The organism is Mesorhizobium sp. XAP4 (assembly GCF_029269325.1).
GTDB lineage: Bacteria > Pseudomonadota > Alphaproteobacteria > Rhizobiales > Rhizobiaceae > Mesorhizobium > Mesorhizobium ciceri.
Window position 1 is genome coordinate 1,069,883 of the sequence record NZ_JARIXW010000001.1, and the last position, 12,568, is coordinate 1,082,450.

9 protein-coding genes are annotated in these 12,568 nt (G+C 62.9%); 4 read left to right on the forward strand and 5 right to left on the reverse strand.

The annotated features are described in order from the left end of the window. The first annotated feature begins 2 nt into the window (after nucleotides 1–2). Nucleotides 3–2,117 (forward strand): VWA domain-containing protein, encoded by a 2,115-nt coding sequence (locus P3C39_RS05360; RefSeq protein WP_275952821.1) that lies wholly within the window; start codon nucleotides 3–5, stop codon nucleotides 2,115–2,117. 212 nt (nucleotides 2,118–2,329) lie between these two features. Next, the gene (locus P3C39_RS05365) at nucleotides 2,330–2,599 is read left to right on the forward strand and encodes a hypothetical protein (RefSeq protein ID WP_024501300.1); all 270 of its coding nucleotides are present in this window, start codon (nucleotides 2,330–2,332) and stop codon (nucleotides 2,597–2,599) included. A gap of 15 nt (nucleotides 2,600–2,614) precedes the next feature. Here the strand turns inward: P3C39_RS05365 and bmt are convergent, their stop codons facing one another. Further along, nucleotides 2,615–3,637 carry a betaine--homocysteine S-methyltransferase gene (gene bmt, locus P3C39_RS05370; protein WP_275953160.1) on the reverse strand — a complete coding sequence of 341 codons (1,023 nt, stop codon included), beginning with the start codon at nucleotides 3,635–3,637 and terminating at the stop codon, nucleotides 2,615–2,617. A 131-nt stretch (nucleotides 3,638–3,768) separates the two neighbouring features. Beyond that, entirely contained in the window at nucleotides 3,769–4,626 is an 858-nt protein-coding gene (locus P3C39_RS05375) for a helix-turn-helix transcriptional regulator (protein WP_024501298.1), read from the reverse strand. Nucleotides 4,627–4,856: 230 nt separating this feature from the next. On the opposite strand from P3C39_RS05375, the gene P3C39_RS05380 reads away from it, so the two are divergent. Both P3C39_RS05380 and P3C39_RS05385 read left to right on the forward strand, forming a co-directional pair. Next, the gene (locus P3C39_RS05380; protein WP_275952822.1) at nucleotides 4,857–5,867 is read left to right on the forward strand and encodes a fatty acid desaturase; all 1,011 of its coding nucleotides are present in this window, start codon (nucleotides 4,857–4,859) and stop codon (nucleotides 5,865–5,867) included. Between the two features lie 91 nt (nucleotides 5,868–5,958). Beyond that, complete coding sequence (locus P3C39_RS05385) at nucleotides 5,959–6,786, forward strand: PhnD/SsuA/transferrin family substrate-binding protein (RefSeq protein ID WP_027160492.1); 828 nt, start codon at nucleotides 5,959–5,961, stop codon at nucleotides 6,784–6,786. On the opposite strand, the gene P3C39_RS05390 is transcribed toward P3C39_RS05385, so the two are convergent. From P3C39_RS05390 to P3C39_RS05400, 3 genes are all read right to left on the reverse strand, one after another. After that, nucleotides 6,751–8,106 (reverse strand): Xaa-Pro peptidase family protein, encoded by a 1,356-nt coding sequence (locus P3C39_RS05390; protein ID WP_275952823.1) that lies wholly within the window; start codon nucleotides 8,104–8,106, stop codon nucleotides 6,751–6,753. The two genes, P3C39_RS05385 and P3C39_RS05390, sit on opposite strands and share 36 nt — an antisense overlap. Nucleotides 8,107–8,115: 9 nt before the next feature. Continuing rightward, nucleotides 8,116–10,686: an FAD-dependent oxidoreductase gene (locus P3C39_RS05395; protein ID WP_064993713.1), complete on the reverse strand. Its 2,571-nt coding sequence runs from the start codon at nucleotides 10,684–10,686 to the stop codon at nucleotides 8,116–8,118. A 254-nt stretch (nucleotides 10,687–10,940) separates the two neighbouring features. After that, nucleotides 10,941–12,518, reverse strand: a complete 1,578-nt coding sequence (locus P3C39_RS05400) for a trimethylamine methyltransferase family protein (RefSeq protein WP_275952824.1) — start codon at nucleotides 12,516–12,518, stop codon at nucleotides 10,941–10,943. Between the last annotated feature and the right edge of the window lie 50 nt (nucleotides 12,519–12,568).

Consider the following 12,568-nt stretch of genomic DNA (forward strand, 5'->3'; position numbering starts at 1 on the left):
CCATGGTTGACGACAACGAACTCAACAGACTGCGCGATATAGCAGCGCCGGCGCCCGCCAAGGATGCCAAGGCACGTGCTTTCGAAGCCGCCCTGCGCGCATACGATCAGGAAAATATTTCTGCCGTTACCCAAGGATCGGTTGGCGGGCTTCGTCTCACAGAGCGAGCACAAAAGCTCTGGAGCGAGATCATGCAAAAGAAACTCATTGCCACGCCGGTTCTTGCCGGGCTCGTCGCCCTGCCGATCGCCGGATACGCCACCTTCCATATGCTGAGGGAACAGCCGCCGAAATTCGGCGGCGACGAGAAAATCACCGAGACGCTGGCCGACAAGCCGGCGACGGTGAAGCCGACGACCGCTCAGCCGAAGCCGGCTCCGACCGGGCTGGAGAAGGACAAGAAAGCCGACGCCGATGTGGAAAGCCGCGACGCGGCCGATGCGCTTGTGGCGCCGGCCTCGCCGCAGAAATCCGAATCGACCGTTGCCGGCGGCGCGGCACAACAGAATGCGCTGGAGCGCGGTGTGCTGGCCGAGCCCGCGCCACCGGCTCCGACAGGCGAATTCGCATTGGATGGCGCCGTAAGTGCGCCCAGTACGTCGCGGGCCCGCATGCCGGCCGAGTCCAAGCTGATGGCGCCGCAGCAGCCGTCGACCTTGCCGGCCGACCAGATGCAGCCGCAACCGGAAAACCACGACCGCATCGAGGATTTCAAGACCAATCCGGTGCATGCGGCACTCGAGGATCCGGTCTCGACCTTCTCGATCGACGTCGACACAGCCTCCTATTCCTTCGTGCGCAGCTCGCTGAAGCAGGGCACCCTGCCGCAGGTCGATACTGTTCGCGTCGAGGAGATGATCAACTACTTCCCCTATGACTGGAAGGGTCCGGAGTCGGCCTCGACACCATTCAACTCGACCGTCAGCGTCATGCCGACGCCGTGGAACACGCATACCAGGCTGATGCATGTCGCCATCAAGGGTTTTGACGTCAAGCCGACCGAGCAGCCGAAGGCCAATCTGGTCTTCCTGATCGATGTCTCGGGCTCGATGGACGAGCCGGACAAGCTGCCGCTGCTCAAATCGGCTTTTCGGCTGCTGGTCAGCAAGCTGAAGGCCGACGACACGATCTCGATCGTAACCTATGCGGGTGACGCCGGCACGGTCCTGGAGCCGACCAAGGCGTCCCAAAAGGACAAGATCCTCAGTGCCATCGACAATCTGACGCCCGGCGGCAGCACGGCCGGCGAGGCGGGCATCAAGGAAGCCTACAGGCTGGCGCAGAAATCCTTCGTGAAGGACGGCGTCAACCGGGTGATGCTCGCCACCGACGGCGACTTCAATGTCGGCCAGAGCGACGACGACGATCTGAAGCGGCTGATCGAAAAAGAGCGCAAGACCGGTGTCTTCCTGTCGGTGTTCGGCTTCGGCCGCGGCAATCTGAACGACCAGATGATGCAGACCATCGCCCAGAACGGCAACGGCACCGCCGCCTATATCGACACGCTGGCCGAAGCCGAGAAGGTGCTGGTCGAAGATGCATCGTCGACGCTGTTCACCATCGCCAAGGACGTCAAGATCCAGGTCGAGTTCAATCCGAACAAGGTCTCGGAATATCGCCTGATCGGCTACGAGACCCGCGCCTTGAACCGCGAGGATTTCAACAATGACCGCGTCGATGCCGGCGATATCGGCTCGGGCCATTCCGTCACCGCGATCTATGAAATCACGCCAAAGGGCAGCGGCGGCGAACAGATCGACGCGCTGCGTTATGGCCAGGCGTCGGTGGACAATGGCGGCGTTGCCAATGCGGACGAATATGCCTTCGTCAAGATCCGCTACAAGCTGCCGAATGAAGACGTCTCGAAGCTGATCACCACGCCGGTGACCTCGGCCAACGAGATCTCGTCTTTCGACCAGGCCAGCACCGACCAGCGCTTCTCCGTCGCGGTCGCCGCCTTCGGCCAGAAGCTGCGCGACGAGGATGCGATCGCGAAGTTCGGTTACGACAAGATCATGGAGATCGCCACTGCCGCTCGAGGAGCCGACCCGTTTGGGTACAGGTCCGAGTTCCTCTCGCTTGTGCGCCTTGCCTCGGCGCTGGGCGGTAATCGGTAGTGGTGATGACGGCCGGTTTCTTTCAGATGGGATCGTTCTGACAGGGGAAACCGACCGCGGGCGGGTGAGGCATGCCGGCGAGGGGTTCATTCCCTTGCCGGCCTTTTTTCGGAGAATCTCCAGGTCGTTAAATTGCGCGGCATTTCCGGTAGCGGATCGCAACCCCCTGCTTGTTACGCAGGACAGGTGTACCGGGCTTGAGGGAGCCGAAATTGCAGATCAGGACTATCGCCAACTCGACACCGCCGGCACGAGATGCTTCGGCGGTTTCATCGGCCCCATCATCGGAATCCAGGCGTATCAGTGACGATGTCGCGCAGGCGCGCCACACCGCCATGTCGGCGCTGACCAATGACCGCTTCCGCATCATGCTGGAGCAGATAACCGATCCGGTTTCATCCGGCGCGCTGATGACGATGCACAGCGACAATGTGGTCGACTTCAAGTCGGCGCAGTCGAGCTACGCCGACAACAGCGAATAATCGAAACCGATAAGCTCAGGCCCGGCTGCGGCGGCGCTCGCGGCGGGCTTCGCTGGTCTCGGCGGTATTTTCCGTCGCCACCTTGTTGCGCATCGGGCCGATGCGCTCGACGATCGCGGCAACCGTCGGACGATCCGCCTTGGTGTGCGCGTCGAGCGCCTTGCGCATGGCGGCAAGGTGCTGGAACGAGGTGCCGCAGCAGCCGCCGATTATTTTGGCGCCGCCATCGACGGCGAGCCTGACATAGTCGGCCATCAGTTCGGGTGTGCCGGAATAATGGATTTCGGTGCCGCGGAATTCGGGAATGCCGCAATTGCCCTTGACGATCACCGTTGCCTCCGGCTTCGCCTCGGTCATGTCGAGCAGCGAGGCCAGGATGTCAGACGCGCCGACGCCGCAATTGGCGCCAACGCCAAGCGGCGCCTGCGACAGCCCGTCGGTGACGCCGTGGATATCCCTGGGTAGCAGGCCCATCATGGTGCGGCCGGCGGTGTCGAAGGAACCGGTATAGGTGTAGGGCAGGCCGACGCGGATGGCAGCCTCGGCGGCGGCGCGGATCTCGTCGGGAGCAGACATCGTCTCGATCCAGGCGACTTCGGCGCCGCCTTCCTTGAGACCCTCGATCTGCTCGGCGAAGGCGTCGACCGCCTCGTCATAGGTCATGGCGCCGAGCGGCACCAGCAATTCGCCGGTCGGGCCGACCGAACCGGCGACGATCACCTTGCGGCCGGCCTTGTCGGCGACGGCGCGCGCGAGCTCGGCGGCGCGCTTGTTCAGCGCATGCACACGGTCCTGCGCATGATGCAGCTTCAAGCGGTGACGGGTGCCGCCGAACGAGTTGGTGAGGATGATGTCGGCCCCGGCATCGACGAAATTCTGATGCAGGCTGGTGATGGTGTCGGGCGCCGTCTCGTTGAGCAGCTCTGGCGCCTCGCCGGCTTCCAGCCCCATGGCGAACAGGTTTGTGCCGGTGGCGCCATCGGCCAGCAGCACGCCCTTTTCGGCCAGCAGAGCATCGATCGGGTTGGTGGTCGTCATCGGATTGGCTTTCATGTTTCGAAGTCGAATAAGGATATAAAGAAGTCTTTATGTGTAGTCAATGGAATGGCGGCAACGCGGCCACCAATGCGGAGGCCGGTTTCCGTCCAAAGGATCATTGTTGCCGAAGATCAGGCAGTGCCTGTTGAGAATGACATACCGGCCAGTCTGTGCGCGAAGCCGGACGCCTCGTGCGCATTGATGTCGGCGGCCCGGATCAGATTGTCGAAGTGCTGGATCAGCGTCTGGATCGGCTGGGTGGCGTTGAGCACCAGATACATGTCGCCGACATAGATGGCGGCGCGATAGGGTCCGAAGATGGTGTAGGGGATCGAATAGCGCATCCGCCCGTCATAGAGAAATAGCCGGAAGGTCGGGTAGAGGTCGTCGAGCAGCGTCGCCATGTGCAGCAGCTGGGCGCGCCGGTCGGCTTCGGGGAAACGGTCCCAGACACCCAGCCCGCGGGCAAATATCTCCAGCGTGTGGCGCGGCATGCAGACTTCCATGTCGGTCTCAGGCCGCCTGTTGTAGTCGATGCGGTATTGCGTTTCGCCGGCCTGCGCCAGGCGGCTCTTGTTGGCGATGCCGGCTTCGTAGTCGACCAGCGCTTCGGTGCGCAGAAGATCGGGAATGCCGGCAGGCACGTAGCGGATCTTGGTGCCTGCCGCCTCGGCATGCCATTTGGCCAACAGCGTGCGGTCGAAACCATCCGGTGCCTCTTCGATCTCCAGGCTTTCGCGGATTTCGCCGGTGAGACCTTCGTCCTGGCTGAGGCCGAGGAGCCAATCGAGCGACACCTTGAACTCGGCGGCGATGTTGAGCAGTGTTTCGGCGCGGGGCAGGCGCGTCGAGGCGCCCGACAGCAGTTGCGACAGCGCCGAGCGGTCGATGCCGACCGCGGTTGCGAAGGCCGACTGGTTCAGGTCGGAGCGTGTCAAGAGCATTTTCAGTCGCTCGCGGAAGATCGTCGACAGGTCGCGCTTGTCCATGTCCGTGCTCCACCTGGATTGAGGAAAAATTTGCGCCGGAACCGCTCCGAGGGTGGCGTTATGCGTAAATGAATCCCTAAGTCTGTTTACAATGTATAACATGTGCAGTCAAAAATGCGCAATCGCAACAGTTTGTGCACTTTGTCTCGTTGAGTGGAATCATTTCTCCTGACACAATGCTGTCAGGAATCAATTGGGATTCCGGCGACTGAGGGGCAGTGGTCGATAGCATGACGAGCAAGAGCATCAGGCGACACAGCGTACGGGCCATTGAGTGGCCAACCGTGGTACTCGCCTTCTTCTGCTACGCGACATGGCTCGCCACCGGTTTCCTGCTCTGGCCTTCCTATCCCGTCCTGGCGCTCGCCGTCCTCGCCTTCACCGCCGCATTGCAGTCGTCGATCATGCACGAAGTGCTGCACGGGCATCCGACGCGCAACGCGCGGGTCAACGAAGCCTTCGTGTTTCTGCCGATCGGTCTGGTCTGGCCGTTCCGCCGCTTCAAGACCATTCATCTGCGTCACCACGCCGACGAGCGGCTGACCGACCCGCTCGATGACCCGGAAAGCTATTATCAGGCGCTCTGGCAGCATGACGAGCTGCCGCCGACGATGAAATTCCTGCTCAAGATCAACAACACCATGGCAGGCCGCTTCGTGCTCGGCCCGTGGCTGTCCTGCGTCGGCTTCTTCATCGACGATGCCAAGCAGGTGATCGCTGGCGACAAGCCGATCCGCAAGGCCTGGCTGCTGCATGCGATCGGCCTGGCCGTCGTGCTGCCGATCGTTCAGTTCGGCTTCGGCATCCCGCTGTGGCTTTACATTCTGGTGCCGGTCTGGCTCGGCCAGTCGCTGATCTCGATCCGTACGTTCGCCGAGCATCAATGGTCGGAACATCCGGAAGGCCGTACGGTGATCGTCGAGCGCTCGCCGCTGTCGTTCCTGTTCCTCAACAACAATCTGCATTTCGTCCATCACAAGACCCCGACCGTGGCCTGGTACAAGCTGCCCAAGCTGTTTCGCGACCGCCGTGAGGAATGGCTGCGGATGAACAATGGCTATGCCTATCCGAATTATTTCGCGCTGGTCAAAGCCTATGCGTTCAAGGCGAAAGAGCCGATCGTGCACCCGGTGCTGCGGCGTGCGCCTGAGCCGGGCAGGGCCTTCAAGCCGCGCATCAGGGCGCGCAGCATCAACGGGCTCGGCAGTGCGCCGGTTCCCGCCGAGCCGCCCAAGGAATAATTCCGGCCTACCCGGAATCCGTGTCGGCCAACTCTGATTGGACGCCGCGTTTTCGCGATCCTTTTTCCAGACATGATGATTTGATATCGGCATGAGTGAATTGGTTGCCGCGTTGCCGATGTATGATTGGCCCGAAGTGCGCGATGAGGTCGACGCGCAATGGGTGCTGCTGCGCGATGCGTTTCGGCAAAAGGGGATCGACGCGCCGGAAGCCATCGTGCGGCGCAATGGGGACCTGCCGCCGGTGCCGGGCGGAATTCGCGATGCTGCCGGTGCATTGATCGCACCCGATCCCGCGACATTGCCGCCGGATGAACTCGATTTCCATAGATTGTGGCTGCATCCGTTGCTGCTGTTCGCGCAGACCTGCTGGGGGCCGATGGAACTTGGCCTGTCCAGGCATGTGCAGGTGGTCGGCCAGCCGAGCTATGACGCCTATGAAGGCGGGCAGGGCGAGCTCTATTCGAGCGCTCTGGTGATGCGGATAGGCGAGGGACCGGAAGTTCGATCGCCTGCGGATGGCAGCGCTCTCATCCCGCTCGATCTGATCCGCGGCAAGCGCTTCACCTTCAACAGCCTCGATTCCATGTCGGGCATCATTGCGCTGACGCGCGACCTGCGAGCGGCCGACGAAGGCTTGGACATCTTTTCGTCGCGTAGCGAGAGCGGCGGTCACCGCGCTTCAATCGTCGCCATTGCCGAGGGCAGGGCCGATGTTGCAGCGATCGACTGCGAAAGCTGGGCGCTGGCGCAGCGCTTCGAGCCAGCAGCGCGGAAAGTCGCGATCGTCGGCTGGACCGGACGGCGCAAAGGCCTGCCGTTCATCACGGCGAGGGCAACACCGGAAAAGACAGTCAGGGCAATGCGAGAAGCGCTTGCCGGACTATCCGAGCAGCCTCGTATCCAGCGGGTAGGTTGAGAGCTGTTCGTTGCCGGTCTCGGTGATCAGGATCTGCTCTTCGAGCTTGACGCCTTCGCGCCCGCCAAGCCGGCCGATATAGCTTTCCACGCACAGCACCATGCCAGGTTCCAGCACGCCGTCCGGCGTGTCCGATGTCCAGTCGCTGGCATGCGGCAAGGTCGGGTATTCATCGGCCAGACCGACGCCGTGATAGAGCACGCCGTAGCGCGTCGGGAAGCAGTCACCCGGCGGCACCGCCGAGGCTTCGACGAGGTCGCGAAACGAGATGCCTGGCTGCATCAGAGCCGTGTTGTGTTCGATCTGGTCGGCGGCGATGCGGAACAGGGCGCGCTGTTCATTCGACGGGTTTGCATCGCCGCACAGCCAGGTGCGCGACAGGTCGGCGCAGAAGCCGTAGGGGCCGATCAGGTCGGTGTCGAAGGCGACGAGATCGCCAGCCTCGATCTTTCGCGAAGAGCATTCCTGGAACCACGGATTGGTGCGCGGGCCTGACGTCAGCAGTCGCGTCTCGATCCACTCGCCGCCGCGCGCGATGTTGCCACGATGCAATTCCGCCCATAGCTCGTTCTCGGAAATGCCCGGCTTCAGCGCCTGTTCCATCTCGCCCATCGCCGCTTCGCAAGCGACAATCGCCCGGCGCATGGCGAGGATTTCGTCCGGCGATTTGATCAGCCGCGCGTTCTCCATCACGGCTTCGCCATTGCCGATGGAAATGCCGAGGCGAGCCAGCTCCTCGACGCCTTCGGGATTGATGTGGTCGACGGCGATGCGGCTGTTGCCGCTACCATATTCCCTGACCAAATCGGCTATTCCGGCGGCCCAACGGCGGACCTTTTGCTCGGTCAGCTCACCGCCATAGAGATACATCCACGACACCGCCGGCCGCACCTCGTTGACGACGCCGGAATGGTCGGACAGGTGCTCGCAGGAAAAATAATCGAACAGCACCACCGGGCCTTCAGTGGCGATAAAGCAATGCCGCGTCGGATTGTGCGCCACCCAAAGCTGCATGTTGGTGCTGTCGGTGGCGTAGCGGATGTTGACGGGGTCGTAGAGCAGGGCGCCGGCATAGCCGCGCCGCTTCAACTCGGCGCGGATACGCTCCAGCCGGTATTTTCGCATCGCCGCCAGGTCGGGCGCGGCAATGCCTGCCGCCGCCCACTCAGCCTCGGCCTGCGGGCCATAGCCCAGCACATGCTGATTGAGCGAACCCGCCTTCTGACGGGAGGCGTCGCGCAAAGCTTCGATCGAGCCCGGCTCGAACGGCATGATCTTGCGGTGGCGGCCAAAGCTGCCCTTCGGCCCCGCGCTGTCCATCGTCGAACCTCAGGTCCGCATCTTCTCGCCGCTCGGATCGAAGGGCGCTTCGACATTGATGCGGGCCGGGCGCCGGTGACCGAGGATCTCGATCTCGAACAGCCCGGCACTTTCGTCCTCGGCAAGCGCTGCGGGGATATAACCCTGCGCCATCGACTTCTGCACATAATGCGCATAGCCGCCCGACGTGACCCAGCCGACCACGCGCCAGTCGCCGTCGACGATGCCGCGCACGGCGGATGCGCCTTCGGCAGCCTTGGAGCCACGTATTTCCTTGCCGCCCTTGTCGAAGCGCGGCGCGCCATAGCCATGCGGCTTTTCCACCGTGCCGTAGTCCTTGCTGACCTTGGCCCAGATCGGCTCGTCGCCCATGACATCGGCGTCGGCGGCATCGACGATGAAGGAGACGCGGCGCAGCTTTGGCCCCTCGGCCTGTTCCTTGGCGGCGGCCTCGCGGCCGATGAAGTCATTCTTCTCGAGCTTGATGAAGCGGTCCATCGCGCCTTCGAACGGTCCATAGATCGGCCGCAACTCGCGGAACCAGGTCGGAAAGTTCTTTTCCAGACGCATGGAGAGCAGAGCGCGCATGCCGAAATCGACAAGGCCGAATTCCTCGCCGGCGTCCTTGATCGCTTTGTAAACCAGGCGTTCGTAGGCCGGCGCCATCCAGATTTCATAGCCGAGGTCGCCGGTGTAGGTGATGCGGTTGACCATGCAAGGCGCCCCGCCAACAGCCATCTCGCGGAAATCCATGAAACGGAAGGCTTTTGTCGAGACGTCGACATCGACCAGTTTCTGCAGCAGGTCCCGTGATTTCGGCCCGGCGATCGACAGGCCGACCAGCGTCTGGTCGAAGCGGTGGATGCGCACCGTTCCGTCCTTCGGCAGGTGCTTCTCGAACCAGCGCATGTGGTATTTCTGCGCCGCCGAAGAGCCCCAGATCATGAAGCGGTCTTCTGCCGCCTTGGCGATGGTGAAGTCGCCGATCAGCTTGCCGAACTCGTTGAGCATCGGCGTCAGCACGATGCGGCGGGTCTTCGGCATGCGGTTGGTCATCAGCCGGTTGAGGAAATCCTCGGCCGCGGGTCCCGAGACTTCGTATTTGGCAAAATTGGCGATCTCGGTGACGCCGACGCGCTCACGCGTGGCGCGCACTTCCTCGCCGATCGGCCCAAAATCGTTGGAGCGATGGAAGGAGACGATATCCCTGGGTTCCTTGCCTTCAGGTGCGAACCAGAGCGGGGTTTCGAGGCCCCAGCTGTCGCCCATGACGGCGTTATTGGCCAGCATCGTGTCGTAGAGCGGCGTCGTCTGCGCCGGACGTGCCGCCGGCAGTTCCTCATTGGGGAAGCGGATGGAGAAGCGGCGCGAATAGTTTTCCCGCACCTTGGCGTTGGTGTAGCGCAGGCCGGCCCATTCACCGAAGCGTGTAACATCCATGCCCCAGACATCGAAGCCAGGATCGCCATGCACCATCCAGTTCGACAGTGCCAGACCGACGCCGCCGCCTTGGCTGAAGCCGGCCATCACGGCGCAGGCGCACCAGAAATTGGTCAGGCCCTGCACCGGGCCGACCAGCGGGTTGCCGTCCAGCGCGAAGGTGAAGGGGCCGTTGATGATCTGCTTGATGCCGGCCTTCTCGATGCCGGGGAAATGCTTGAAGCCTATTTCCAGCGACGGCGCGATGCGGTCGAGGTCCGGCGGCAGCAATTCGTGGCCGAAATCCCATGGCGTGTTGACCGGCGACCACGGCTTGCAGGCCTTCTCGTAGGTGCCGAGCAGGATGCCGTTGCGCTCCTGGCGGGTGTAGATCTCGCCCTTGAAGTCGAGCACGCCGATCATTTCGCGGCCGGTCGATTTGTTGAACTCCTCGACCTCCGGCATCGGCTCGGTGAGCAGATACATATGTTCCATGGCCAGAACCGGCAGTTCGACGCCGACCATGCGGCCGATCTCGCGCGCCCACAGGCCGCCGCAATTGACGACATGCTCGGCCTTCACCGTGCCCTGTTCGGTGACGACATTCCAGGTGCCGTCGACCTCCTGCGTCAATTCCACGACGCGGTTGCGCAGCACGATCTCGGCGCCGAGTTTTTTCGCCGCCTTTGAATAGGCGATGGTGGTGCCGGACGGGTCGAGATGGCCTTCGACCGGATCCCACATGGCGCCGACGAAATTGGTCTCGTCCATCAGCGGGAACATCGCCTTGGCTTCGGAAGGGGTGATCAGCTCTGTGTCCATGCCGAGATAGCGGCCCTTGGCGTGGGCAAGGCGCAGGAAGTCCATGCGCTCGGGCGTATCGGCCATCATCACGCCGCCGGTCAAATGCAGCGAGCAGGACTGGCCGGATATCTCCTCGATCTCCTTGTAGAGCTGCACCGTATAGGCCTGCAGCTTGGCGACGTTGGGGTCGCCGTTCAGCGTGTGGAAGCCGCCCGCCGCGTGCCAGGACGAGCCGGAGGTGAGCTCCGAGCGCTCGATCAGCATGATATCGGTCCAGCCGGCCTTGGCCAGGTGATAGAGAACCGAGCAGCCAACGACGCCGCCGCCGATGACAACCGCTTTTACATGAGATTTCATCTAGATAGATCCGTTTTTGAAGAGATGGAATCGAGTGAATGAGGCGTGCCTGTCTCGCGACGGCTGCGTGTTTCGTGAATGGCTTCCCCCACTCCGTCGCTGCTTCGCAGCGCCACCTCTCTCCCCTCCGGAGGGAGAGGAAGGGCGCTAGCCGGTATAAGCTCGCGCCCTTCCTCTACCCCATCGATCGGGGGAGAGGTGTCGAGCGCAGCTCGACGGAGTGGGGGTCGACCGTTCATCAACAATACTGCCGATCAAAAATCGGTCGGCGCGCCGCCTTCGGACCGGCGCTTGGCGACGAAGGCGTTGAGTTCCTCGCGGACGGCCGGGTCCATGTAGGGCTCCTCATAGGACGCCAGCCGCTCCTTCCAGACCTTGTTGGCCTTTTCGAGCGCCGTCGGCGAGCCGGCTTCCGCCCAGGTCTCGTAATTGCGCCAGTCGGAGAGGATCGGCGAGTAGAAGGCGGTCTTGTAGCGGTCCTGCGTGTGCTGGGTGCCGAAGAAATGGCCGCCCGGGCCGACCGACTGGATGGCGTCGAAGCCGAGTGCCTCTTCGGAAAGGTCGAGCGGGGTCAGGAATTCGGCCACCATCTGCAGCAGGTCGATGTCCAGGATGGTCTTCTCGTAGGAGCAGCGCAGGCCGCCCTCGAGCCAGCCGGCGGCATGCATCATCAGGTTGCCGCCGCCCTGGATGGCACCCCACAGCGAGAATACGCTTTCATAAGCCGCCTGCGCGTCGACCGTGTTGGCGGCGCAGGTGTTGGAGGTGCGGTAGGGGATATTGTAGCGGCGGGCAAGCTGGCCGCCGACGAGCTGCGCCTTCATGTATTCCGGCGTGCCGAACGCCGGTGAACCGGACTTCATGTCGACATTGGAGGTGAAGCCGCCATATCCGACGGGGGCGCCCTTGCGCACCATCTGGGCGAAGGCGATGCCGGCAAGCGCCTCCGCGTTCTGCTGCACCAGTGCGCCGGCGATGGTGACAGGCGCCATCGCACCCGACAGGGTAAACGGCGTCACGACGACGACCTGGCCCTTGCTCGACATCTGGATGATGCCTTCCATCATCGGCACATCGAGTTTCAGCGGCGAATTGGTGTTGATGATGGTGAAGACGGACGGCTCTTCGAGCATCTGCTCGTGGCTGATGCCGCGCGCGATCCTGGCGATCTCGATGCCGTCGACATTGCGCTCCTTGCCGAGCGAATAGATGTGGAACACCTTGTCGGTGAGCACGCTGAGATCGCGGATGCATTCGAGATGGCGGACGGATGGATGGATATCGGTCGGCTCGACCGGGTAGCCGCCCGTGCAGTTCAGAATGTTGTGCATCTGCGCGAGCTTGAGGAAGTTGCGGTAGTCCTGCTGGTTGCCGGGCCGGCGGCCGCGATCGATGTCGGAGCAATTGGGCGCCGACGCCATCATCGAGACGATCACATTGTTGCCGCCAAAGCGCACATTGTGCGCAGGATTGCGGGCATGGATGGTGAATTCCGACGGGCAGTGCGACACCAGGTCGAGGATCATGTCGCTGTCGAAGCGCACCCGCTCTGAGCCGTCACGCACGTCGGCGCCATGCGCCTTCATGATGCTGCGGGCCTCGTCATGCAGCACGTCGACGCCGATTTCCCGCAGCACGCGCAGGGAAGCGAGGTGAATCGATTCCAGCTCGTCGTCGGACACCAGCCTGGTTGGCGCCAGCGGGTTCTTCAACTGGCGAAAAGCCAGCTGCTCGAACGCGGCTGAGCCGCCGGCGCGCTTTCCAGCGCGGCCGCCGCGACGGGCGCGGTCGGTGGCCAATGCCGGTTCTGAGGGTTGTAGGGCGGCGGTCATGATGGTCCTCGTGGGATGCGATAGCGGGCGGCATAATGGACCGGCGGCTG